A 23,145-nucleotide genomic window follows, 5' to 3' on the forward strand; every position below is an offset into this window, starting at 1 on the left:
GCGCGGCGGACAGCGGCACGCCGGTCCCCGAGGCCCGCCACCCGGCCAGCGGGGACGGGTCGGAGTAGGTCCAGTCGTAGACCTCGGTCCAGTGCTCGCGGTGCTCGACGACGAGGGCGCCGTCCGGCGGGACGAGCGCGGCCGGGTCGACGACGACCCGGGTCAGGTCCTCGTCCCGGGTGATGCGCGCGATCCAGGGGTGGGTCGGGTCGGCGGTGGGTTCGGTGCGCACCGGGCGGTTCCTCTCGGTCCTGTGACGGGGTCGGGGTCGGTGGGCGTGAGGTCGACGACGTGGTCGGCGCGCTCGGCGAGCGCGCGGTCGTGGGTGGTGGCGAGCACGGCGGTGCCGTCGGCGCGGGCGGCGTCGAGCAGGTCGAGGACGGCGCCGGCGGTCGCCGCGTCCAGCGCGGAGGTGGGCTCGTCGGCGAGCAGTACCGTGGGGCGCACGGCCAGCGCCCTGGCCAGTGCGACCCGTTGCCGCTGCCCGCCCGACAGTGCCGACGGCCGCCGTCGGGCGACCTCGGGCGGCAGGCCGACCGTGCCCAGCAGCCGGACCGCCTCGGCGCGGGCGTCGGCGGCGGACAGCCCGTGCAGCCGGCGCAGCGGGCGGGCGACGGCGGCCCCGGCCGTACGGGCCGGGTTGAGCTCGTGGGCGGGGTGCTGGCCGACCAGCGCGACGACGCCCGGGGTGCGGCCGCGTACCGGCCACGGCGTGGCGGCACCGGCCAGCACCAGGGTGCCCGCGGTGACCGGCCGCAGACCCGCCAGTGCCCGGAGCAGGGTGGTCTTGCCGCAGCCGGACGGCCCGGTGACCACTGTCAGCCCGCCGCGCCGCACGTCCACGTCCACCTCCGCGGCGGCGCCGGGGACCGCCGTACTGACCCGTCGCGCCTGCAGGACCGGTGCCGCGGCCGGCGACGGCGACGACCCGGCCGGGGCCGGCCGCGGCACGGGCACCCCCACCCGCACGACCCGGTCGGCGACCGCGACGACGGCCGGGTCGTGGGTGACGACGAGGGTGACGCCACCGCGGGCCCGCAGCACGGCGGTGACGACGGCGGTCGCCGCCGGGTCGAGCCCCGCGGTGGGCTCGTCGAGCACGAGCAGGGCGGGGTCGCCGGCCAGCGCCCTGGCGAGCGCGACCCGGCGGGCCTGGCCCCCGGAGAGCCGGTCGGGCCGCAACCCCCCGACGGCCGACGGGTCGAGGCCGACCGCGCGCAGCGCCGCGTCCGGATCGGCGACGGGCACCTGCGCCCGGGCGTCGCGCAGCGGGTGCAGCGCCGGGTCCTGCCCGAGCAGCCCGAGTGTGCGTCGTCGCCAGCGGCGCCCCCGGGGCAGCGGGGCACCGTCCCAGCCGACCCCGCCGGAGACGGCACGCAGGCCCCCCGGCAGAGTGCCCAGGACCGCGTGCAGCAGCGTGGTCTTGCCGCTCCCCGAGGAGCCGACGACGGCGACGACCTCACCGGGGCACGCGTCGAGGTCCGGGCCGTCGAGCACGACGCGCCCGTCGGCGTCGAGGACGCGCAGCCCGCGCACCGTGAGTCCGGGGCCGGGCGGCACCGGTCCGCCGGGAACCCGGGTCGTGCCGGTCCGGGCGGGCACGAGCCACAGCGACACGACGGCCGGCACGATCGCGGCCGCACCGAGCGCGACGGCCGGGGCGAGCACCGCGGCCGGGTTCACCGTCAGCCCTGGCAGGTTCTCCCGCAGCATCACCGCCCAGTCCGGCGCCGGGGGCGGCGGGCCGAACCCGAGCACCGAGGTGGCCGCGGCCAGCTGCAACGCGAGCACGGCGCGACCGGCGAGGTCGGCGGCGACCAGGGGCGCGTGCGCGGGCAGCACCTCGCGCAGCAGCACCGCGACCGGGCGTTCGCCGTGGACCAGTGCCGCCTCGACGTGGCCCGCGGTGCGGGCCCGGGCGGTGGCGTCGGCGACGATCCGGACGGTGAGCGGCGCGCCGCCGACGACGGTGCCGAGGACCACCGCGGCCGGCCCGGGCAGCGTCACCGCGGCGACCAGGACGAGCAGCAGCAAGGGCACCGCGACCAGCACGTCGCTCAGCGCGGTGACGACCCGCGCGCGGCGCCCGCCGGTCCACCCCACCCACAGCCCCCCTGCGGTGCCGATCGCCGTGGCGAGCAGCGCGGCGACGAGCGCCGTCGTGACCGGTCCGGTGCCGCCGGCGAGCACCCGGGCGAGCACGTCGCGGCCCAGGACGTCGGCGCCCCACGGCAGGCCGGGGCGCGGTGGGGACCACGGAGCGGCGACGACGCGCAGCGGGTCGCGGCCGGCCCACGGACCCGCGAGCGGCAGTGCGACCAGCAGGCCGAGCAGCAGCCCGCCGGGCAGGAGCACGGCGCGCCTCACCGGCGGTCCACCGCGGCGGCGACGAGATCGGCGACCAGCATCCCCGCGACCACCACGGCCGCGGCGAGCAGCGCCACCGCCGAGACGACCGGCAGGTCGCGGGTGGCGACGGCGCCCACGAGCAGCTCGCCGAGCCCGGCGACCCCGAACAGCGTCTCGACGACGGTGCTGCCCGCGACCAGCGAGCCCGCGGTCACCGCGAGCACGCGCAGCGCGGGGGCGGCGACGAACGGACCGGCGTAGCGCAGTGCCACGACGGGACCGGGGACCCCGCGCAGCACGGCGTCGCGCACGAACGGCCGGGCCACGACGTCCTCGACGACCCCGCGCAGCTGGCCCGCGGCGAACGCGGCCGACGGCAGGGCCAGTGCGAGGACGGGCAGGACGAGCAGGTCGGGCCGGGTCCACGCGGGCTCGCCGGGCGGCAGCAACGACACCGGCGGGACCCAGCGCAGGACTCCGGACAGCAGCGCCGCGAGTCCGACGGCGACCACGACCGGGGGCACCGCGGAGCCGACGGCGGCGACGACGGCGCCGCGCCGGCGGGCGAGCAGCGCGGCGAGCGGCACGGCCACGACCAGGGCCGCGACCACCAGCACGGCGGTGGTCCCGGCCCGTACGGCGACGAGGTCGGCGACCGGACGGCCGCTGACCAGCGACCGTCCAGGGTCCCCGGTGAGCAGGCCGCCGGCCCAGCTCAGGAACCGGACGGGCCACGGCCGGTCCAGCCCGGCCGCGGCCCGCATCTGGGCGAGCGCGGCCGGGTCGGCCCGGCCACCCGCCCGGACCGCGACGGCGTCGGCCGGCAGGAGCGCGGTGGCGGCGGAGACGACCACCGCGGACCCGGCGAGCAGCCCGGCGGCCCGCAGGACGGCGCGGACCGCCGCACGGGCCACGGCCGGCCCGCGGCCCGGCGCCCTGCCGGTTCGAAGCTCGCCGGGTCGGACGCCGCCGGGGCCAACGCCGCCGGGCCGGACATCGCCGGGTCGGACCTCGGTCATCGGTCGCGGTGCACCCGGTCGAGGAAGCCGGCGCCGAACCCGATCGCCGGGGACACCCCGGTCACCCCGGGCGCGGCGAGGTCGAGGCGGTCGCCGACGCCCCACACGACGTAGCCGCCCTCGTCGCGCAGACGGGTCTGCAGGGCACCGAGCCCGGCGCGGCGCTTCGCGGTGTCCGGCTCGGCCAGCGCCGCCGCGAGCTGGGCGTTCCACGACGGGTCGGCCCAGGCGGTCTCGTTGGTCGGTGAGCCGGGGGTCAGCGCCACCCGCACGACGTCGAGGAAGGGGATGCCGCCGAGGAAGCTGACGTAGAACGGCTCGGTGCCGTAGACCGAGCTGAAGTAGGTGTCCGGCGGGCCGACCTCGATGCGCGCCCGCACACCGATCTCGGCGAGCTGCTGGGACAGCAGGGTCGCCGCGGTGTCCATGCCCGGGTAGGCGGTCGTGGTGTGCAGCGTGACGTCGACACCGCCGGCCAGGCCGGCCTGTGCCATCAGCGCGCGGGCGCGGGGCACGTCGCGCTCGGTCTGCGGGAGGTCGCGGGGGCTGCTCGGGTCGGTGGGGGTGATCAGGTCGTTGCCGAGCACGCCCTTGCCGCCGAACACGGCGTCGAGCAGCTGGGGCCGGTCGACGCCGAGCCGGACCGCCTCGCGGACCCGGGGGTCGGAGAAGGGCGCGGTGTCGGTGCGCATGACCAGCGGGTACATCGTCGCCCCCGGCTTGCGGACGACGGTGAGCCCGGCGGCGGCACCCTGGTCGGCGGCCGTGGGCGGGACGCTGCCGGCGAGGTCGGCCTCGCCGGAGAGCACGGCCTGGGCCCGGGCCTGCGGGTCCGCCAGTGCGCGGACCTCGATCACCCGGCTCGGCGGGCGCGGTCCCCACCAGGAGTCGTTGCGTTCGAACACGGTGGTCTGGGCGTCGGAGCGCACCGGCCGGAACGGCCCGGAGCCCGGGACGAGGCCCGCGGTGAAGTCGCTGCTGCCCTCGGGCACCACGAAGGTCGCGCCCATCAGGGCGGTCCCGACCTCGGCGTAGGGCGCGCGGGTGACCAGGGTGAGGGTGGTGTCGTCGGTGGCGCGCGAGGCGGCGAGGTCGAACATCGCCATCCGGCCGAAGTTCTCCGCCGACTTCGACGCCATCCGGCGCAGCGAGAACAACGCGTCCGCGGCGCGGACCTTCGCACCGGTGCTGAACACGGCGTCGTCGCGCAGCCGGACGGTCCAGCGGGTCAGGGTGGGGTCCGGGGTCCACGACGTCGCCAGCCGGGGCTGCGGGGAGCCGTCGTCGCCCGGGACGGTGAGCACGTCGTAGGTCAGTGCCATCCGCACGATGTCGCTCTCGGCGGGCAGCATCCCGTGGGGGTCGTCCACGGCCGCTCCGCCGGAACCGGGTGCGACGTAGCGGACCGTGTCGGCCGGACCGGCGGCGGTGGGAGCCGGGGCCGCGCAGCCGGCCAGGACGGCGCAGGCCAGCAGGCCCGCGGTGAGCAGTCGTCTCATGCGATCCGTTCCAGGAGTGCGAGCAGCGCCGCGTCGATCGCGGCGCCGACGTCGGGGAGGGCGGGCCGGTGCAGCACGCCGTAGTGGTGGGCGTCGACACCGACGGTGGCGAGCGGGCCGGCGAGGTGCGCCGACCAGCCGAGGTCGGGGCCGACGCCGGGTGGGGTGTCGTCGACGCCCATGCCGATGCCGGAGTTGCGGGGAGCCCGCCGGTCGGCCCGGACCAGGAGGGTCGTGGTGCCGGTGGCAGTGGCGGTGGCTTCGAGCCGGCGCGCCTCGTGGGCGGCCAGCGCCCGCAGGTGCCGGGCCATCACCGCGAGCCGTCCGAGCACCGCCGTGTCCGGTTCGGCCCGGCCCAGCAGGCCGTGGTCCCGCAGCCGGGCCGCGACCGCCGCGACGAGGTCGGGCGGCGCCCCGGGGCCGGCGAGGCCGTCGGCGTCGAGGTCGGCTCCGAGGTATGCCTCCAGCGCCCGCAGGTGCCGGACGGCGACGGCCCGGTCGAGCTCCGCCCCGGTGCCGGGGACCGGCCGGATGTGCGCCGGGTCGTTGGAGTCGACCATGACCAGGAGTGGGACGGACTCCCCCGCCGCCGTCAGCTGGACGGCCATCTCCTGGGCGAGCGTGCCGCCCATCGACCAGCCGCCCAGCAGCCACGGCCCGCGCCGCCCGGCCGCACGCAGCGCCGCCAGGTGGGCGGCCGCGAGGGCGGGCACCGTCTCCGGGGCGCCGTGGTGCGGCGCCGGGAGCGACAGGTGGGGGTCGGCGACGGCGAGCACGTCGAACCGGCGGTCGATCATCCGGGAGAGCTCGACGTAGCAGAGCACGTCCCCACCCGAGGGGTGGACCAGCACGAGCGCGGGCCGGTCCGGGTCGTCCCCGCCACGCAGCGGGATCACCGCGTCGGCTGCGGCCACGGACACCGCCGCCCGCGGGGCCGGGGCCGGGGCCGGGGTCGCCAGGGGGTCCTGGGCGGGGCCGGGCGGCGCCGGGGCCGGGGCCGGGGTCGGGGTCGGGTTCTGCGTCGGGACAGGTCCCCAGGCCGCCGGGTCGGTGGCCAACCGGCGGACCCGCTCGGCGTGCCGGGCGGTGACGGCGTCCAGCTCGTCGTCGGGCAGCACGCCCTCCGGGCCGTCCCACTGCAGCCGCAGCTCACCCGCGACCTCGACGACCTGGTGGTCCAGCCACACCTGCGGGGTGGAGGACAGTGCCGCGACCTGCTCGCCGAGCCACTCCAGGGACCGGCCGTCGTCGAGGCCGAGGGCGCTGGTGAACACCACGGGCACGCGGTGCACCGCACCGGTGCGGGCGGACCGTTCGGCCAGCACGTCGAGCGCGGAGGCCGCACGGTGGTCGAGCTCGTCGAACAGCCGGGCCTGGGTGGCCGCGGCACGCTCGGCGAACTCCGGCCGTGGTGTCTCCGGCGTGCTGTGCAGGACCAGCGAGGTGAAGTCCCCGACGACGCCCTCGGTGCCCGGCGGGCGGTCGAGCAGCGTGAGCAGCACACCGAACCCGTCCGCCCCCGCCCACTCGGCCAGCACGTCGGTGAACGCGGTGAGCAGCACGGCGGTCGGGGTGACGCGGTGGCGGGCGGCGTGGGCGCACAGCGCCGCGTGGTCCTCCGGGGTGATCCGGTGGACCCGGCGGCGGAACCGCGGCGGCCGTCCCTGAGCCGACGCCGGCGCGCGGACCGGGAGCGCGGGCGGGCCGGGGACGGGGCGTTCGCGCCACCACTCGGCGGCGGCGCGGCCCTCCGGCCCGGCGGCGCGTGCGGCCAGCGCCGCGGTGCAGGCCGCCGGGTGGGTGCGCGGCGGCGGGGGCAGCGACGGCGTCGCCTGGGGGTCGGCGGCGTCGGCGTAGGCGGCCTGCCACTCGTTCTCGACGATCCACCAGGACGCGGCGTCGCACACCAGCACGTCGACGCCGATCAGGACCCGTACCCGGCCCGCGGGGAGCTGGGCCGCCTGGATCGTCACCAGCGGCCAGCGGTCCGGCGGCCCGGGCCGGGTGGAGATCCGCTCGCGCAGCGACGCGAGCCGCGACTCGCGTCGCTCCGGGTCGGCGCCGGCGAGGTCGTGCACCCGGATCCGGTAGTGCGGGACGTCGTCGAGGACGCGGAACCGGCCATCGGCGGTGGCGACGGCGCGCAGCATCGGGTGCCGGGCGACGACGACGTTCCAGGCCGTCTCCAGCCGGGGCAGGTCGAGGTCGTCGGCGTCGTACTCCAGGTAGAAGTAGCAGGGCACGCCGCCGTCGTCGTAGCCGCCGTCGCGGCCGACCAGGTAGGCGTGCTGGACCCGGGTCATCGGGAACGTCCCGTCGGCGGCGACGCCGTCGTGTGCCGTCGCGACCGGGCCCGGCACCGCCGGGCCGGCCGCTCCCCCGCCCAGCAGGGCGGCCAGCCCGGCGACGGTCGGTGCGGCGAGCAGGTCGCGCAGGGCGAGCGCGACGCCGTGGCGCTCGCGCAGGACCGCGAGCATCCGTGTCGCGAGCAGCGAGTGCCCGCCGAGCGCGAAGAAGTCGGCCTGCGGGTCGGTGACCGGGGTGCCGAACAGCTCGCCCCACAGTGCCGCGATCTCGCCCTCGACACCGTCGAGGGCGGTGCCCGCGGCCGCGGTGGCGGTGCGCGGGCGCCCGGCCGCAGTGCCGATGCGCGGACGCCCGGCCGCGGCGATCCGCGGGGCCAGGGCTGAGGCGGTCACCGCGAGCTCGTCGACGACGGGCAGGGCGAGCAGCCGGTCGAACGCGTCGCCACCGGTGGCCGCGTCGAGCGCGGCCGACGCGGTCGCGCCCGTCCCGACGCTCCAGCCGTCCCAGTGCACGGCCTGCCATCCCGGCCCGGTGACGGCCGCGAGCGCGGCGTTGGCCGCGGCGTAGGCGCCGGTGCCGACACCGCCGAGCAGCGTCGCGACCGAGGACATCAGCAGCACCCGGGCCGGGCGCCGGTCGGCGGGGAGCTCCGCGACGGCCCGGCGCAGGGCCAGGGCCCCGCCGAGCTTGGCGTCGAGGTGGGCACGGACCCGGTTCGCGTCGAGCTCGCGGAGCGGGTCCAGCTCGGCACCGGCGAGCACCCCGGCCGCGTGGACGACGACCGACAGCGGCCCGTCGGCGGCGAGCTCGGTGAGCAGGGCGGTCGTCGCGGCCGGGTCGGTGGCGTCGACGGCGCGGGTGCCGTCCCGTCCGGTGCGGGAGGTGACGACCACCCGGTGTCCGGCTGCGGCGAGGCGCCGGGCGAGAACCTGCCCGACCGCGCCCGCGCCGCCGACGACGACCGCCGTCCCCGGTGCGGGGGCGGCCGCGGTGTCCGGTTCGGCGTCCCAGCCGCGCAGCGCCTGCCGCCAGCGGGTGCCGCCGCGCCAGGCGGTCGCCGCACCGGTGCCCCCGGCGGCGAGGGCGGCGGCCTCGGCCAGGACCAGCTCGGCCTCGCGGCCGGCCCCCGGGCCCGCCGCGGGGTCGCTGCCGGGATCGGCGCCGGGTTCGGCAACGGGGTCGGCACCGAGGTCGGTGGTGGCCCAGGCCAGGCCGGGGCGTTCCTGCCCGAGGACCCGGGGCAGCGCGCGCAGCGCGGCCGAGGCGGGGTCCGCCGGACCGTCGGCGGCGATCCGGGCGCCACTGCGGGTCACCAGCAGCAGCCGCGGTGCGTCGTCATCGGGCAGGTCGGCGGTGTGTGCCCCGAAGTCGAGGACGGCCGTCGCGGGCTCCGCGCCCGGGGCCGGGCCGACGACGATGACGTCCGGTCCGGGATCGACTCGCTCCCGCAGGGCGTCGGCGAGCGGGCCGTCGCCGAGCACGGTCCATCCGCCGTCCGGGCGTCCGGTCACCGGGGCGACCGGCTCCCAGGTGAGGATCTGCACCGGCTCGTCGGCGGCGGTGCCGGTGGCCGGCTCGGGCGGGTCGATCCAGTGCCGGGCACGGGTGAAGGCGTAGCCGGGCAGGACGACGCGCCGTCGCCCCGGTCCGGCCGGGGCGCCCGGGTCGACCGGGACGCCGTGGGCCCACAGCCGTCCCAGCGCGGCGCGGGCCGCGGCGGTGTCGTCGCTCCCGGAGCCGCCGGTCCCGGTGTCCTCGGTCCCGGTGTCGTCCGTCCCGGAGTCGCCGGCCCCGGTGTCACGAGGCACGGCGTCGAGCAGCGGCACGGTCGCGACGACCCCGGCCGCCCCGGCGGCGAGCCGGGACAGCGCGGTCCCCGGCCCCACCTCGACGACGACGGCGGGCCCCTCCCCGACGGCGGCCGCCAGGGCATCGGCGAACCGCACCGGGCGGCGCAGCTGCCCGGCCCAGTGCGCCGCGGTGCCCAGCTCGGCGCCGGCGAGCCGGCCGGTGACGGTGCTGGCGACCGGGATCTGCGGGGCGCCACCGGTCAGTCCGGCGAGCGCCACCTCCAGTCCGGCCTGCTCGGCGTCCATCGCCCGGGAGTGCATGGCGGCCGACACCGCGAGCGGGGCGTGGCCGACGCCGTCGGCGGCGAGGGCAGCGGCGAACGCGGCCACGTCGGCGGCGGGACCGGACACCACGCAGGCCGATGGCCCGTTGACCACGGCGAGGTCCAGCGCGCGGGGCAGCCGGGCCGTGAGCTCGTCCTCGGACAGGCCGACGGCGAGCATCGCTCCGCCCCCCGCGGCGCGGGACGCGGCGAGGCAGCGGGCCGCGACGAGTCGTGCGGCGTCGGGCAGTGCGAACGCACCGCCCACCGTGGCGGCGACGCACTCGCCGAGACTGTGCCCGACCAGCGCGTCCGGGTGGGCGCCCCAGCTCTGCAGCAGGCGGGCGGCGCCGACCGCGACAGCGAAGAGCGCGGGCAGCCCGAACGCGGGGTCGGCGACCCGGGCGGCGGGCCCGTCGGGGTCCAGCGCCTCGGTGACGTCGGCGCCCAGGTGCGGGGTGAGCACCGCGGCGACCTCGTCGAAAGCGGCGGCGAAGACCGGCTCGTCGCGGTGCAGCCCGGCCGCCATCCCCGGCCGTGGGCTGCCGGCACCGGGGAAGGCGAACACGAGGCGGGGGGTGCCGGCGTGGACCGGTGCGGCCGCGGCCAGTGCGGCGGGCCCGACGCCGGTGACCCGGTGGGGCAGCGCGACCCGCCCCCGGGCGAGGGTGTGCGCGGCGTCGGCGGCACCCGTCCCGGGCGATCCGCCGGTCAGGGCGGTGGCGACCCGCGCGGCGGTCGCCCGGGCGGCCTCGGCGGTCGCGGCGGACACGCACAGCAGCTGCGGCCGGGGGTCGTCGACGGCCTGCGCCCGGTGCGGGGCCGGGCCGAGGACGACGTGGGCGTTGGTGCCGCCGATGCCGAACGAGCTGACCCCGGCGTGCCCGGGGCCGGTCCACGGTGCGGAGACCGCGGGGAGCCGGAACCGGGACCCGTCCAGGCGCAGCGCGGGGTTCGCCGGTTCCGCGTGCAGCGTGGCGGGGACCGTCCGGTGTGCCACCGCCAGCACGGCCTTGATCAGCGACGCGACGCCCGCCGCGGAGTTGGTGTGGCCGATGTTGCCCTTCACCGAGCCGAGCAGGCACGGCTCACCGGCGTCGCCGAGCACCCGGCGCAGCGCGGTGACCTCGACCGGGTCCCCGAGCGGCGTCGCGGTGCCGGGCGCCTCGACCAGGCCGATGTCCGCGGGTTCGAGTCCGGCGACGTCGAGCGCCTCGGCGACGACCCGGGCCTGGCCGCGTACCGACGGTGCGGTGAACCCGGCCTTGTCGGCGCCGTCGTTGTTGACCGCGGTGCCGTGCACGACGGCGTGGACCACGTCGCCGGAGGCGAGCGCGTCGGACAGCCTGCGCAGCACCACGACTCCGACGCCCTGGGTGTAGACGATCCCGCTGCCCGCGGCGCCGAAGGGACGCACGTGCCCGTCGGCGGAGAAGATCCCGCCGGGCACGTGCACGTAGCCGCGGCCCTGCGGCACGATCAGCGACACCCCACCGGCGAGCGCGGTGTCGGTCTCCCCGCTCAGCAGCGACTGCACGGCCAGGTGCACCGCGACCAGCGAGGTCGAGCAGCTCGTGGACACCGCCACGGCCGGCCCCGACAGACCCAGCCGGAAGGCCGTCTGCAACGGCAGGTAGTCCGGCTGGGTCGCCATGGCGGTGGCGAGGCTCCCGAGCGGGTCCGGGCCCGCGCCGGTGGGGTCCCACCGGTCGGCGAGGTTGGAGGCCAGGTAGCTCGACTGCATCGACCCGGCGAACACCCCGACCGCACCGGCGTCCCGGGTGCCGCCGTGACCGGCGTGGTCCAGGGCGTGCCAGGCGGTCTGGAGGAACAGGCGCTGCTGGGGGTCGAGCAGGTCAGCCTCGGCCCCGGTCAGCCCGAACGGGGCCGGGTCGAAGCGGTCCTGGTCGGTGAGGAGTCCGGCGACGGGGACGTAGCCGGGCCGCTCGCGCAGGGCGCGCGGCACGCCGGCCGGGTCGACCCGGGTGAGGCCCTCACGGCCGTCGGCGAGCAGCTGCCAGAAGGCGTCGAGGTCGTCGGCGCCGGGGAACCGGCACGCCATGCCGACCACGGCGACGGGCTCGTGCGTGCCGCTCATCCGGCCACCGCCACGGCCCGGGCGCGGGCGGCGCGGCGTGCGGCGGCGCGGCCGTCACCGGGCGGCGGGGCCGGTGGGTCCGCCACCGGTGGGGGCCCGGCGACCTCGGCCGGCGCGGGCGCCGTCGGCGCCGTCGCGGTCAGGTGCCGGGCGAGGTCGCGGACGGTGGGGTGGGCGAACAGGTCGACGACGGTGAGCTGCGGGTCCAGCTCGACGAGCCGCCGGTGGGCCAGGACCAGGGTCAGCGAGGACGCACCGAGCTGGAAGAACGGGGTGGTCACCTCGACCGGTCCGCCGAGCAGGTCGCTGAACACCCGCGCGACGGTCCGCTCGACGAGCGGGTCCGGGGGTCCGGCCGCCGGGGGCGCGAGGACCGCTGCCTGGGTCGCCGGGGCCTGGGTCGCCGGGACCGGGGTCACCGCGGCCGGACCCTGGGTCGCCGGCCCCTCGGTCGCCGGGGCCTGGGTCGCCGGTCCCTCCGTCGCCGGGACCGGGGCGGCGGGCGATGTGGGCGACGTCGTCACGACGAGCTCGACGAGCCCCTCGGCGGATGTCCGCTCGGCGACGGTCGCGCCCCGGGTGCGCAGCTCCGCGCGCAGCCGCTGCACCCACGGGGCGGCGACGGCGAGCGCGTCGACGGGACCGATGCCGTCGCAGCCGACGGTGAGCCGCAGCTCGATCCCCTGCGGCGGCACCGTGGCCCATCCGGCGGCGGCGGGTTCCCGCCCACCGACCGCGACGGTCACGTCCGCCCCTGTCCCGGCCGACTCGATTCCGGTCGACGACGCTGCCGCCGACGACGCTGCGGGCGACGTAGCCGCGGCCGACGTAGCCGCGGGCGACAAGGCTGCGGAGGCGGGGGCGGGCACCGGAGCCGTGGGGGCCGCGACCGAGGCCCCGACGGGAGCCGCGGCCGAGGCGGCCGGGGCCGCCGTGGACCCCGGACCGGACGTCCTGGACCGGTTCGCGAACGGGTTCGGCAGGGCGCCGTGGTCGACCTTGCCGTTGGCGGTGATCGGCAGCTCCGCCAGCACGACGAAGCGGTTCGGCACCATGTAGGGCGGCAGCGCCGCGCGCAGCGCGGCCGCGAGTTCGCCGTCGCCGGGCGGGGTCGCCGGGTCGGCGGGCACCACGAACGCGACGAGCCGGGGCCGGTTGTCCGGGCCGCGGACCGCCTGGGCGACGGCGTGGCGGACCGCGGGCAGCCGGTCCAGGGTCGCCTCCAGCTCCCCCAGCTCGATCCGGTGACCACGGATCTTCACCTGCCGGTCGGTGCGGCCCAGGAACTCGATGGTGCCGTCCGGGCGCCACCGCCCGAGGTCACCGGTCCGGTAGAGGCGGGTCCCGGTGGTCGGGTGCACCGCGAAGCGGGCGGCGGTCTGGTCGGGGTCGCCGACATAGCCCTCGGCGAGCCCGTCGCCGCCGATGAACAGCTCCCCGGGCCGGCCCACGGGGCAGGGCCGGCCGTCGTCAGGGTCGAGGACGTGGAAGCTCTGGCCGCCCAGCGCACGGCCGTAGGGGATGCTCGGCCAGGCCGGGTCGACCTCGTCGACCAGGTAGGAGATCGACCAGATCGACGCCTCGGTGGCGCCGCCGAGACCGACCACCCGTGCCTGCGGTGCGAGCGCGCGCAGCCGGTCGGGCAGGGTCACCGGGATCCAGTCGGCGGACAGGAACACCTGGCGCAGCGACGCCAGCGCGCGCCGCGTCGCCGCCGGCTCGATCTCGGCGTACTCGACGAGCATCTCCAGCAGTGCGGGCGCGGCGTTCCACACGGTCACGCGGTGGGCCGCCATCAGCTCCAGCCAGTGACCGGGGTCGCGCTGCCGGTCGGCGTCGGGCAGCACCACCCCGCCGCCGACACCGAGCACCGAGAAGACGTCGTAGACCGACAGGTCGAAGCTGAACGCCGACAGGGCCAGCACCCGGTCGTCCGCGCGCAGCGGGTAGCGGAACTCCAGGTCGTCGAGGGTGGTGCGGGCGGCGCGATGGGCGATCCCGACGCCCTTCGGGGTGCCGGTCGACCCGGAGGTGAAGATCGCGTAGGCGAGGTCCCCGGGGTCGGCGCGACGCGGGGTCGCGGCGTCGCCGACGAGGACGCCGTCGGCGTCGAGGACGTGCGTCCGCACCCCGTCGGGCCAGGTGGTCTCGTCCCCGGGGGCGACGAGTGCGTGCCGCAGGCCGGACCGGGCGCAGACCGAGGCGATCCGTGCGGTGGGCCACGACGGTTCGACCGGGACGTAGCCCGCACCGCTCGCGAGGACCCCGAGCAGGGCGGTGACCTGCGCGATCCCCTTGTCCACACAGACCGCGACCAGGTCGCCCGGCCCGGCCCCCAGACCGGCGAGCGCGGCGCCGGTGCGGTCCGCGCGGGCGGCGAGCACGTCGGCGGCCACGCAGCCACGGGCGTCGAGCAGCGCGGGGCGGCCCGGCCGTACGGCGGCGCGCCAGGGGTCGTCGAGGAGCGGGCCGCACTCGGCGAACGGGTTCGGCCCGACCGGCTCGGCCGGAGCCGTCGACGGGTCGTGCCCCAGGGTGGGGTCGGTCCACGCCCCCGGCTCGTCGGCCAGCCGGCACAGCAGCCTGTGGTGGGCGTCGCGCAGCCCGGGCACGAACCCGGCGGGCAGGGTGTCCGCGCGCAGGTCCCAGTGCACCCGGAGCACGCCGCCCGCGTCGTGGACGATGTGGTCGAGCAGCACCTGCGGGGTCTGCGAGATCCCGAAGACCTCCTCCCCCAACCAGTCCGTGGCCGCGGGGCCGTCCCCGGTGAGCCCCAGTCCGCTGGTGAACACCACCGGGTGCGCGGGGGCGGGCAGGCCGGTGCGCGGGTCGCGCGGCCCGGCGGTGCCCGCGGTGACCTCGACGCCGGGCACCGAGCGGTGCTCCAGGTCGGCCCAGAACCGCCGGTTGACGCGCCCGGCGAAGGCGGCGAAGTCGTCGCGGCCACGCAGGTCGGGCGGTTCGACGGCGACCAGGACGGTGCTGGTGAAGTCGCCGACCACCCGGTCCAGCCCCGGGGTGTCGTCGCCGGCGGCGACGTCGTCACGGTCGAACAGGGTGGTGTTGAGGGCGAAGGGCTCCTCGGCGCCGAAGCGGTGGAGCACGAACGCGAACGCGGCGAGCAGCGCGCCGGTCGGGCTGAGCCCGTGCCGGGCCGCGGCGGCACGCAGCCTGCCCCACGTGTCGGCGTCGAGGACGGCGGTGTGCCGGGTCATCCGGGGGGCCGGGTCACCGGGCGGGTCGGTCCACGGCAGTCCCGTCCACGGCAGGGTGGGTCCGGCGGGCAGCGGTGCGCGGTCCGCCCAGTAGGCGCGGTCGCGGTCGCGGCGCTCCCGCTCGGCGGGGTCGGTGCTCGTCCGCGCGGTGAGGGCGGCGAAGGTCGTCGGGAGCGGCGGCAGCGCGACGCCCGGGTCGGCGACGACCTCGCCCCACTCCCGCATCAGCACCATCCAGCTCGTGAGGTCGAGGGCGAGCACGTCGATGCCGATGTGCAGGCGGGTGCGCCCGTCCGGGAGCAGTGCGGCCCGCAGGTCGTGCAGCGGCCACGTCCCCGGCGGCCGCACCTGGTGCGAGCACTCCTCGCGCAGGGCGCCCAGCCGGGCGTCGGGGTCGGGGTCGGCGCGCAGGTCGGTCGTGGCGATCCGCGTCGCGGGCACCTCGGGGAGCACGCGCTGACGGCCGTCGTCCCCGACGACCATCCGCAGCATCGGGTGCCGGCGCACGAGCACGTCCCAGGCGGCCGCGAGCCGGTCGAGGTCGGCGAGCGGGTCGCCGTCGGGCACCCGGTCGAACTCCTGGTACCAGAACGTCGCGACCCCGCCGAGCGGGAACGCCGGGTCCCGGCCGACCAGGTAGGCGCTCTGCACGGCGGTCAGCGGGAACGGGGTGCCGTCCGGCAGCGACGTCGGTGCGGCCGCGGTCGGTGGGCCCGCCGCCGGCACCGGCTCCCCCGCGGGGGTCTCGGCCACCGTGCGTGCGGTCGCACCGCCGAGGAAGTCCGGCAGCGGCAGGCTCAGCCCGGTCTCCTCGCGCAGCCGCCGGCGCAGCCGGACGGCGGTGAAGGAGTCGAGCCCGAGCTCGGTCAGCGGCACGTCCGGTGGAAGTCGGTCGGACCGGTCCAGCACCTCCCCGAGGCAGGCGAGGACGTCGTCGAGCCGGACCGTCATGCGGTTGTCCCTTCCGGGTGTGCGGGAGTTCGGGCGGGTGGCGCGCATGACCCGAGTGGGTGACGAGCTCGGCGCCGCAGCGACTCTCGCTTTATTGAGTCTGATTGTCAATATCGTCTACCGTCATCCGCATGACTGCCCCACCGACCGCCGACCCCCTCGCCGAGATCACGACCGAGATCACGACCGTCTGGTCCGAGCTGCTCGACCTCCCGCCCGCCGAGATCCCCCACGACGTGGGGTTCCTCGTGCTGGGCGGTGACTCGGTGCTGGCGGTGCGCATGTCGGCGCTGATCCGGGCGCGCCTCGGTGTCGCGCTCGGCCTGGCCGAGGTCCGGGTCGACACCACCCTCGGCGAGATCGCCGCACTCGTCGCCGATCGGGTGAGTGATCCGTCGTCCGGGTCACTGCCGTCGATCACCCACCGTCGCGCCGACCCGCACGCCCCGTTCCCGCTGCTGCCGCTGCAGCAGGGCTACTTCGTCGGCCAGCAGGACGGCTGGGAGCTGTCCTACGCCTCGGCGCACTACTACGTCGACTACCCCCTCGACGGCATCGACGGCGACGAGGCGGCGGAGGCACTCGCCGACGCCCTGGAGCGGCTGGCCCGGCGCCAGCCCGGCCTGCGCGCCCGGGTCGACGCCGACGGCCGCCAGTACGTGCTGCCCGTCGAGGCACCCGGGGCGGTGCCGACCCCGACCGTGCTGGACCTGCGCGACGCCGCACCGGAGGAGATCGAGACCCGGCTCGCCGCACTGCGGGACCTGATGAACGTCAGCGGGCCCGACCCGACCTGCGGCCCCGGCCTGGACGTCCGGCTGACGCTGCTGCCCGGCGACGCCGGTCTGCTGCACGGCGCGTTCAGCCTGCTGCTGTTCGACGGCTGGTCGGCCGGGGTCCTCACCCGCGAGCTGCTGGCGCTGGCCCAGGACTGGAACGCGGTGCTCGCCCCCCTGGAGATCGACCCCGGCGACTACGTCGAGGCGGTCGGGGCACTGCGCGGAACCCGCGGCCGCAACGCCGACCGCGACTGGTGGTGGGAGCGGATCGACGCGCTGCCGGCCCCGCCCGCGCTGCCGCTGGCCGTGGACCCGCAGGAGATCACCCCCACGGTGATGCAGCACCGCGAGTTCCGGCTCGACCCGGCCCGCTGGGCGGCGCTGCGCGCGGCCTGCCGCGACCAGCAGGTCACCCCGGCGACGGCGCTGCTCACGGCGTTCTCCGTCGTGCTGGCCCGCTGGGCGGGACACCGGCGGATGCTGCTCAACTCGCTGCAGACCGGACGCCTGCCGCTGCACCCCGACGTGCACCGCATGATCGGCGGCTTCGCCACCACCATGCTGCTGCCGGTGGTCCCGGAGACGGGGACGTCGTTCGCCGAGCTGGCCCGGACCGTGCAGCGGACCTTCGCCGAGCACGCCGCGCACATGCTCGTCCCGGGCGTCGAGGTGGCCCGGGAGGTCGGGCGCCGACGCGGCACCCACCGCCCGGTGGCACCGGTGGTGTTCCAGTCCACGATCGGGATGGACGCCGCCATGGGCAGCCCGCTGCCGACCGAGGCCGGTCCACTGGGCCGGGTGCGCGCCGGGGACTACACCCACCACCTGCGCACCCCGCAGGTGGCGCTGGAGACCCGCTGCTTCGAGATCGACGAGCAGCTCGTCCTGGTGTTCTCCCTGGTCGCGGAGCTGTTCGCCGACGACGAGGTGACGGCCGCGTTCGCCGAGCTGGTCGAGCTCGCGACGGCGCTGGCCGACGGACCCGGCTGGGACGCCGTGCCGGAGCTGCCCGAGGCGCTCGACCCGGTCCCCGGGGAAGGGCTGCGCATCGGCGCGCTGCCCGGAACCGGTCGCACGCACGCCCCCGGACCGCCCGCGGACGGCGCGGAGCAGGTGGTGGCCGAGGTGTTCGAGGACTTCCTGGAGGTCCCGGTCCTGGATCGCACCGTGCACTTCTTCACCGCGGGCGGCGACTCTCTGCTCGCGATCCGGGTGCTGGCCCGGCTCGCCACCGAGCTCGACAACCCGGTGCCGGTGCGGGACTTCCTCGCCGACCCGACGGTCGCCGGGGTCGCGGCGGCCGGGCGGGGGGCCTGATGGCCGAGGACCCCCGTCCGCTGGTCGCCGTGCTGGGCGCCTCCGGTGCGACCGGGCGGACCGCGGCGCAGCGACTGGCCGCGACGGGCCGGGTGCGGCTGCGGCTCGGGGCCCGCGACGCCGGCGCGCTCGCCGCACCGGCGGCCGCGCTCGGGGCCGAGGCGGTCGGCGTCGACGCGGGCGAGGCCGGGGCCCTGGCCGGGTTCTGCGCCGGCGCGGCCGTCGTCGTGCAGTGCGCGGGACCGTCGCTGCGGATGACCCCGGACGTGGTCCGGGCCGCGCTCGCCGCGGGCGCCCACGTCGTCGACCCGGCCGGTGACCTGGACCCGTTCCCGACCGGTGACCGCTCGGTCGTACTGGGTGCGGGTGTGGTGCCCGGGCTGTCGGGACTGCTCCCGCGCCTGCTCCCGCCGGGGGCCCGGCGGCTGGACCTGTACGCCGGTGGCGCCGACCGGCTGACCCCGGCCGCGGCGGCGGACGTGCTGTTGTCGGTCCCGCCCCGCTACGGCCTGCCCCGGGCGCTGTGGCGCGACGGCGGCCCCGTCGAGGCCGCGCTGACGGTCCAGCCCGCCGTGACGCTGCCGGGCTTCGACGGCCCGGTGCACGCCGTGCCGCTGCTCACCGCCGAGGCGCAGCGGCTGGCCACCGACACCGGTGCGGCGCAGCTGCGGTCCTACTCGGTGTTCCCGGGGCCGGGGCTGCCGGACACCCTCGCCCTGGCCTGGGCGTCGGGGGACCCGCTGGCGCACGTCGACGCCGTCATCGCCGCCGCCGACGCCGACGTCGCCGCGCACGGCGTGGCCATCACGCTGCTCGCCTCGGCGCGCTACGCCGACGGCGCCCGTCGGACGCTGCTGCGGTCCACCGACTCGCTCGCCCTGACCGGCGCGTTCACCGCGCTCGCCGTCACCGACGTGCTGGCGGGCCGGGTCGCGCCCGGGGTCGGCCGGGCCGCCGAGGTGCTCGACCCGGCGACGACGGCCGCCCGGCTGTCCACCGACCCGTCGGTGGACGAGCTGCGGTACTGACCCGGGTGCCCCGGGCACGCGCCCGGGGCACCCGGTGGGCTCACCCCTGACCGGGGGCGACCGGCAGACCGGTCCGGAACAGCTCCTGCTCCAACCACACCGCAGCGGCGACGCCGTTCCCGGCACCCACGCTCACCAGCGTCACGCCGTCGGGCAGCCCGGCCTGCCGGGCCGCGTCGCCGGCGGCGGAGACCCCCGGGACCGAGGTCCGGCCGCACTCGTCGACGGCGATCGCGCCGTCGTCGAGCACCCTGGCCCCGAGGCTCGCGGCCAGCACGTTGCCGGGGCGGGTCGGGGCGCGGTGGTAGATGCCGTCGCGGGCGAGGGTGGTGCCGTCGGCGAAGCGCAGCTGGAGTGCGCCCAGGTCTCCGTCGATCGCCGTGATCGGGGACTCCACGACCCGCACCCCGCGCGCCTCCAGGTTGCCAGCGACCCAGCCGGGCAGCTCGGCGGGTCCGTGGGTGGCGAGTACGACGTCGTCGCTGAAGCGGTCCCGCACGTACGCGGCCAGCATCCCGGCCAGGCCGTTGCCGATCACCACGAGCGCCATGCCGGTGGTCTCGTAGCCGTGGCAGAACGGGCAGTGGAACACCGAGCTGCCCCACCGCTGCGCCAGCCCTGGCACGTCGAGCGGCTCGTCGACCTGGCCGCCGGCCAGCAGCAGCCGCCGCGCCCGCACCTCGGTGCCGTCGTCGAGGTCGAGGGTGAAGTCGTCGAGGGCGCCGCGCGCGCCGGTGACCCGGCCCGCCCGGCGGGTCACCGTCGGGTAGGCGTCGACCTCGGCGCGGCCGTCGGCGAGCAGCTGCGCGGGGTTCGCACCGTCGCGACCGAGGTACATGTGCATCTCGGCAGCCGGGGCGTTGCGCGGCTCGCCGGCGTCGACGAGCAGGACTCGACGCCGCTGACGGCCGAGCACCAGGGTCGCCGACAGGCCCGCGGGCCCACCGCCGACGACCACCACGTCGTAGGTGTCGTTCACGGGTTCTCCAGTTCCTTCCGGACGGCGGGCAGGATCTCGGTCGCGAGGCGTTCGATGTTGGCGAGCACCGCGTCGCGCTCGCCGGAGGACTCCACGTGCAGCAGCACCCGCCCGGCCCCGCTCCCCCGGACCAGGTCGACGAGCCGGCGGACGCACAGCTCGGGCGGCCCGATCGGCTGGCGCTCGAGGATGGTCGCGGCCAGCTCGTCGGGGGTGGGCCGCGGGCCGCGGTACTCCTCGACCATCACGTACTCGGCGTAGCCGGAGGCGAACACCGGCGCCAGCCGCTCGTGGACGATCCGCTCGGCCTCGGCGGCCGAGTCGGTGACGTGGGCCAGGGCGGCGGTGCCGTGCACCGGCCGCGCCGTGGTCCGCTGCTCGTAGTCGGCGACCAGCCGGGCCTGCTCCTGCGCGGTCTGGGAGAAGAAGAACAGCATCGGCAGGCCGTGCCGGGCGGCGAGCTCCACCCCGGTGGCCGAGGTCGCGGCCACGTGCACCGGCGGGTGCGGACGCGTGTACGGCTCCGGTCCGGGCGTGACCTCGCGGAACCGGTAGTGCTCGGAGTCCGCGGACACCCGCCCGGTGAAGGAGTCGAGGACCAGCCCGAGCGCCTCGGGCAGCCCGCTGCGCCACCGCTCGATCCCGGTGCCGAGCACCTCGTGGTCCACCACCGGCCCGGCCCGGCCGATGCCGAGGTCGAACCGGCCGCCGGAGAGCTGGTCGAGCAGAGCCGCCTGTTCGGCGACGTGCACCGGCGCGTGCGTCGGCAGGATCGTCACGGCCGTCCCGACCCGTACCCGCCGGGTGCGGCCGAGCAGGAACGCGGCCAGCGTCGCCGCCGAGGGGTTGATCCCGTAGCCGGTCAGGAAGTGGTGCTCGGTGGTCCACACCGACGCGAACCCGTGCGCCTCGGCCGCCTGCGCGAGGTCCGAGGCCAGCGTGAACACCTCGGTCGGACTCTGCCCGGGGAAGCGGTGGGTGAACAGCATGACGCCGAAGGAGGGAGCAGCCACGCCTTGACCGTACCGGATGTCGTTGTCGATTAGAGCGGGCCGTGCGCGGGGTCGGGCCGGGCGAGCCGGTCGTCGTTCCGTCGGGCGATGAGCTCGGTGCGCGAGCGCACGCCGAACTTCGCGTAGATCCGCGTCAGGTGGTACTGCACGGTCTTCGGCGACACGTGCAGCTCCGCGGCGACGTCGCGGGTCGACATCCCCCGTGCGACCAGGGCCTCGACGGCCGTCTCCTGGGGCGTCAGGTCGACCGGTGCCCGCTCGTCGCGACCGGCGCCGACCCCGCCCGCCCGGAGCTCGCGGTCGCAGCGGTGGACGTGGACGGTCGCTCCGAGCGCGTCGAAGTGCTCGCGCGCGATCAGCAGGGACGTGTCGGCGTCGCGTCGCTTGCCCGCCCGCCGCAGGGTCTGGCCGTAGGCGAGATGGATCCGGGCCAGGTCGTAGCGCAGCGCCATGCCGTCGATCGCCCGCACCGCTGTCTCGAAGGCCTCCGTGGCCGCGTCGACGTCCCCGTGCGCGCCGTGCCACCGGCCCCGGGCGGCGCCGAGCCGGGCCAGGGTCGACCGGTGTCCGCGCCGCGCCGCGAGGGCCTCGTGCCGGTGGAGGACGGTGTCCGCCTCCTCGAGCCGACCGGTCAGCACGAGGGCGTTCGCGTAGACGTCGGCCCACGGCCACCAGCCGGGCTCCCGCAGACACCCGTCGGAGCCGGACCTGTCCAACGGCGCGAGCACCCGGACGACCCGCTCGTAGTCGGCGGCGGACTCCGCGATGTGGGCCCGGGCGAGGACCGCGGGCACCCGCATGATCTCGTAGGCGGCCCCGCCCGCCTCGCTGCGCCGCGCGGCGCGGTCGGCCGCCGCGGTGTCGCCCCGCAGCGAGTGGACCTGGGCCGCCGTCCACTCGATCAGCGGCATCGTGAGCAGGATCCCGGTGCGCTCGCCGAGGGCCCGGCCGCGGTCGGCCGCCGCGAGCGCCCCGTCCCAGTCCCCACCCAGGAACCGGGCACGGGCCAGCCAGCCCCATGCCCACAGCGAGATGCGCGACGATCCGCCCAGCAGGGTGGTGGGCGTCGCTCCCTCGAGCTCCAGCCGCGCCTCGTCCAGGTCGTCGGTCACGACCGCCAGCCAGCCACGGCCCATCGTGACCCGTTGGTGCTGCGCGCCGTGCCGGATCTGCTCGGCGGCCCGGTCGTAGGACCGTGCGGCCCCCACGGGATCACCCGACGCCGCCTGCCCGAGCCCCCGGATGGCCGCCGCCTCCACCGCGGCCGGGGACCCCGGCTCGGCGTGCTCTCCGACGCGGTCGGCCCACTCGACGATCTCGGAGGCTTATTCAGGCCCCGTGAAATAACGATCTAGCCCGGCGTGTCGGGTTGGGCGACAGCCCGTCCATCGCGAATATTGGTTTGCCGAATCAATCCGAGATGAACGGGCTGCCGCAGTATGTACTATACCACTGGTTTCCGGCGTGATGAAATTCAGGATCTTGTCGCTATAGTGTATGAGCAGGATCAGCGGGACGCGACGGAGGCACGTTTGTCTTGGCCGCCGGTTCTGGGGTTGTTCTGGTCGGTGGTGATCACGTTGGCGTATCTGCGCGGGAATCGTGTGCAGTGGGAGTTGGCGGAAACCTATGGGGTGTCGCAGTCGACGGTTAGTCGAGCGATCACGGGGGTGACACCGTTGCTGGCACAGGCGCTGCGGAGTGTCGTTCCGACGGCAGAGGAGCTTTGTGCCGATCGGCAGTACATCATCGATGGAACCTTGCTGCCCTGCTGGTCATGGGCCGCGGTGCCGGGTCTGTGGTCGGGCAAGCATCGCACCACCGGCGTCGTCGTCCAGGTCGCAGCCACCCTGGAAGGGCAGCTGTCGTGGATCTCCGACCCGACCCCAGGCTCCCGACACGACCTATATTGCCTCGACCAATCCGGCGCCCTCGACCACCTCGCCACATACCCCCCGATCGGCGATAAAGGATACATCGGGCGCGGCATGCTCACCCCGTTCAAAAAACCACCCGGCCGGGAACTTCTCGACTGGCAAAAAACATTCAACAAGAGCCTCAACCACACACGCGCCACCATCGAACGAGTCATCGCCCATATCAAAACGTGGAAAGTTCTCCACACAGACTACCGGCGGCCCTACGCCACATTTAAAACGACAATCTCGGCAGTCATCGGACTCATCTTCTACACACTTACCTGACGGAGCCTGAATAAGCCTCTCGGCTCCGCGGCAGTGCGCGAGGGCGTGGAGGACGTGGCGCTGAGCCACCAGGGCCGCGGTCGCCGGGTCGGAGCGCGGATCGACCAGCTCCCACGCCCGCCCGAGCCGGACCCCCGCCTCGGCGGCCTTGCCCTGCACGATGGCGAGATAGCCGAGCACGGCGTTGCGCAACGGTGTGTCCCGCTGGCCCTCGACGGCCGGGATCAGCGCCTGCGCGTCGAGGACCTGCCCGGCGCCGACCATCGCGTCGACC

At 77.1% G+C, this 23,145-nt stretch carries 11 protein-coding genes; 3 read left to right on the forward strand and 8 right to left on the reverse strand.

The genetic code is table 11. The annotated features are described in order from the left end of the window. Positions 1-162: 162 nt before the first annotated feature. Genes KPL59_RS02020 through KPL59_RS02040 form a run of 5 tightly spaced genes read right to left on the reverse strand, consistent with a single transcriptional unit; the run spans position 163 to position 15,551 of the window. Positions 163-2,367: an ATP-binding cassette domain-containing protein gene (locus KPL59_RS02020; RefSeq protein ID WP_226359725.1), complete on the reverse strand. Its 2,205-nt coding sequence runs from the start codon at positions 2,365-2,367 to the stop codon at positions 163-165. After that, positions 2,364-3,368, reverse strand: a complete 1,005-nt coding sequence (locus tag KPL59_RS02025; RefSeq protein WP_226359726.1) for an ABC transporter permease subunit — start codon at positions 3,366-3,368, stop codon at positions 2,364-2,366. The genes KPL59_RS02020 and KPL59_RS02025 overlap by 4 nt, the downstream gene beginning before the upstream one ends. Beyond that, positions 3,365-4,867, reverse strand: coding sequence for an ABC transporter substrate-binding protein (locus KPL59_RS02030; protein WP_226359727.1), 1,503 nt, complete (start codon positions 4,865-4,867; stop codon positions 3,365-3,367). Before KPL59_RS02030 ends, KPL59_RS02025 begins: the two co-directional genes overlap by 4 nt. Next, positions 4,864-11,385: a type I polyketide synthase gene (locus tag KPL59_RS02035; RefSeq protein WP_226359728.1), complete on the reverse strand. Its 6,522-nt coding sequence runs from the start codon at positions 11,383-11,385 to the stop codon at positions 4,864-4,866. The genes KPL59_RS02030 and KPL59_RS02035 overlap by 4 nt, the downstream gene beginning before the upstream one ends. Then, the gene (locus KPL59_RS02040; RefSeq protein ID WP_226359729.1) at positions 11,382-15,551 is read right to left on the reverse strand and encodes a non-ribosomal peptide synthetase; all 4,170 of its coding nucleotides are present in this window, start codon (positions 15,549-15,551) and stop codon (positions 11,382-11,384) included. The genes KPL59_RS02035 and KPL59_RS02040 overlap by 4 nt, the downstream gene beginning before the upstream one ends. A gap of 131 nt (positions 15,552-15,682) precedes the next feature. Here KPL59_RS02040 and KPL59_RS02045 point away from each other — a divergent pair, with 131 nt between their 5' ends. Together KPL59_RS02045 and KPL59_RS02050 are read left to right on the forward strand one after the other, a co-directional pair. Then, the gene (locus KPL59_RS02045) at positions 15,683-17,647 is read left to right on the forward strand and encodes a phosphopantetheine-binding protein (RefSeq protein WP_226359730.1); all 1,965 of its coding nucleotides are present in this window, start codon (positions 15,683-15,685) and stop codon (positions 17,645-17,647) included. After that, positions 17,647-18,675, forward strand: coding sequence for a saccharopine dehydrogenase NADP-binding domain-containing protein (locus KPL59_RS02050; protein WP_226359731.1), 1,029 nt, complete (start codon positions 17,647-17,649; stop codon positions 18,673-18,675). Before KPL59_RS02045 ends, KPL59_RS02050 begins: the two co-directional genes overlap by 1 nt. Positions 18,676-18,715: 40 nt before the next feature. On the opposite strand, the gene KPL59_RS02055 is transcribed toward KPL59_RS02050, so the two are convergent. The 3 genes from KPL59_RS02055 to KPL59_RS36665 are packed head-to-tail and all read right to left on the reverse strand — an operon-like array spanning position 18,716 to position 21,875. Then, positions 18,716-19,654 (reverse strand): NAD(P)/FAD-dependent oxidoreductase, encoded by a 939-nt coding sequence (locus KPL59_RS02055; RefSeq protein WP_226359732.1) that lies wholly within the window; start codon positions 19,652-19,654, stop codon positions 18,716-18,718. Continuing rightward, positions 19,651-20,667 carry an LLM class flavin-dependent oxidoreductase gene (locus KPL59_RS02060; protein ID WP_226359733.1) on the reverse strand — a complete coding sequence of 339 codons (1,017 nt, stop codon included), beginning with the start codon at positions 20,665-20,667 and terminating at the stop codon, positions 19,651-19,653. Before KPL59_RS02060 ends, KPL59_RS02055 begins: the two co-directional genes overlap by 4 nt. A gap of 29 nt (positions 20,668-20,696) precedes the next feature. After that, a complete protein-coding gene (locus KPL59_RS36665; protein ID WP_226359734.1) occupies positions 20,697-21,875 on the reverse strand; it encodes a LuxR family transcriptional regulator in 1,179 nt (392 codons plus the stop codon). Positions 21,876-22,106: 231 nt separating this feature from the next. Here KPL59_RS36665 and KPL59_RS02070 point away from each other — a divergent pair, with 231 nt between their 5' ends. Further along, positions 22,107-22,871 (forward strand): transposase, encoded by a 765-nt coding sequence (locus tag KPL59_RS02070; RefSeq protein WP_226359735.1) that lies wholly within the window; start codon positions 22,107-22,109, stop codon positions 22,869-22,871. Positions 22,872-23,145 lie beyond the last annotated feature (274 nt).

Origin of the sequence: Pseudonocardia sp. ICBG1142, from assembly GCF_020496255.1 — a bacterium.
Classification (GTDB): domain Bacteria; phylum Actinomycetota; class Actinomycetes; order Mycobacteriales; family Pseudonocardiaceae; genus Pseudonocardia.

Coding starts and splice junctions, on each gene's coding strand:
- KPL59_RS02025 (WP_226359726.1), bottom strand. CDS start 3,368: ATGACCGAGGTCCGACCCGGCGATGTCCGGCCCGGCGGCGTTGGCCCC.
- KPL59_RS02030 (WP_226359727.1), bottom strand. CDS start 4,867: ATGAGACGACTGCTCACCGCGGGCCTGCTGGCCTGCGCCGTCCTGGCC.
- KPL59_RS02035 (WP_226359728.1), bottom strand. CDS start 11,385: ATGAGCGGCACGCACGAGCCCGTCGCCGTGGTCGGCATGGCGTGCCGG.
- KPL59_RS02040 (WP_226359729.1), bottom strand. CDS start 15,551: ATGACGGTCCGGCTCGACGACGTCCTCGCCTGCCTCGGGGAGGTGCTG.
- KPL59_RS02045 (WP_226359730.1), top strand. CDS start 15,683: ATGACTGCCCCACCGACCGCCGACCCCCTCGCCGAGATCACGACCGAG.
- KPL59_RS02050 (WP_226359731.1), top strand. CDS start 17,647: ATGGCCGAGGACCCCCGTCCGCTGGTCGCCGTGCTGGGCGCCTCCGGT.
- KPL59_RS02070 (WP_226359735.1), top strand. CDS start 22,107: ATGTACTATACCACTGGTTTCCGGCGTGATGAAATTCAGGATCTTGTC.